This window comes from Nonomuraea sp. NPDC049714, assembly GCF_044465295.1.
Taxonomy (GTDB): domain Bacteria; phylum Actinomycetota; class Actinomycetes; order Streptosporangiales; family Streptosporangiaceae; genus Nonomuraea.
Genome location: NZ_JBITLM010000039.1, coordinates 1 through 1327 on the forward strand (window position 1 = coordinate 1; position 1327 = coordinate 1327).

The following is a 1327-nucleotide window of genomic DNA, read 5'->3' on the forward strand; positions in this document are numbered from 1 at the left end:
CCGACTGACAGTGATGATGGAGGTGAGCGCTTCCCGCCAGGGTTTGACCCACCGACTGACTGACCTCGAGGTCCTCAACGGGATCTGTCGGCCCTGGCCGGGAAGCGCTCGGATGCACTCACCGGACGCGGCGCCTGTGACTTCATAGGAGCCTGGCCAGAGGCCCCATCACTGTCTTGTCCGCGTTGCCCGGCTGGTGCGTGCCGCCCTGCCCCCGGTCAAGACGACAGGACGACGATGACCTCCATTACACCCGACGCCACCCCGATCAGCGAAGTCGCCGGCGGCGTGGACACCCACCAGGACACCCACACCGCAGCCGTGCTCGATGTGGTCGGCCGGGTCCTGGGCACCGAACAGTTCCCCGCCACGGCGGCCGGATATGCCGCCCTGCTGGCCTGGATGCGCGCCTTCGGGCAGCTGACGCGGGTCGGTGTCGAGGGCACCGGCGTCTACGGGGCCGGGCTGACCCGCCTGCTCCACGCCGAACACATCGACGTGATCGAAATCGACCGTCCTGACCGCAAGACCCGCCGCTTCCAGGGCAAGTCCGACCCGATCGACGCTATCGCCGCCGCCAGGACCGCGCTGGCCGGCCACCGGACCGGCACCCCCAAACAACGCGATGGCCAGGTCGAAGCGCTGCGCTGCCTGCGCATCGCCCGCCGCTCGGCCATCGACCAGCGCGCCGACACCCAACGCCAGATCAAAACCCTGATCGTCACCGCCCCCGACGAGCTGCGCTCCCAGCTACGCGGCCTGCCCACCGGCAAGCTGATCGCGACCTGCGCCGCCCTGCGGCCCGATCGCGCTCACGCCGGCGACCCGGCCACCGCAACGACGATCGCGCTTGCCTGCCTGGCCCGCCGCCACCAGCAACTCACCGCGGAAATCAACCAGCTCGACGAACTGCTGCACCCCCTCGTGGCCGCCATCAACCCCGCCCTGCTCGCCGTGCACGGCGTCGGCCCCGACACCGCAGGGCAGCTCCTGGTCACCGCGGGCGAGAACCACGACCGGCTCGGCTCCGAAGCCGCCTTCGCCATGCTCTGCGGCGTCGCTCCGATCCCGGCCTCCTCCGGCAAGACCCACCGGCACCGCCTCAACCGCGGCGGCGACCGCCAAGCCAACGCGGCCCTGTACCGCATCGCCCTGGTCCGCCTGCGCTGGGACCCGCGCACCCGTGCCTACATGGACCGACGCACCCAAGACGGGCTGTCCAAGAAAGAGATCATCCGCTGTCTCAAGCGCTATATCGCCCGCGAGCTCTACCGGATCATCACCAGCAACGATCAGGGTCCCAACGGTTGACATCAATAGGAGCATC

Annotated in this window: 1 protein-coding gene; it reads left to right on the forward strand. The window is 69.6% G+C overall.

Going from position 1 to position 1327, the window contains the following annotated elements:
• The first annotated feature begins 237 nt into the window (after positions 1-237).
• Entirely contained in the window at positions 238-1311 is a 1074-nt protein-coding gene (locus tag ACIBQX_RS50610) for an IS110 family transposase (protein WP_397017870.1), read from the forward strand.
• Positions 1312-1327: the final 16 nt, after the last annotated feature.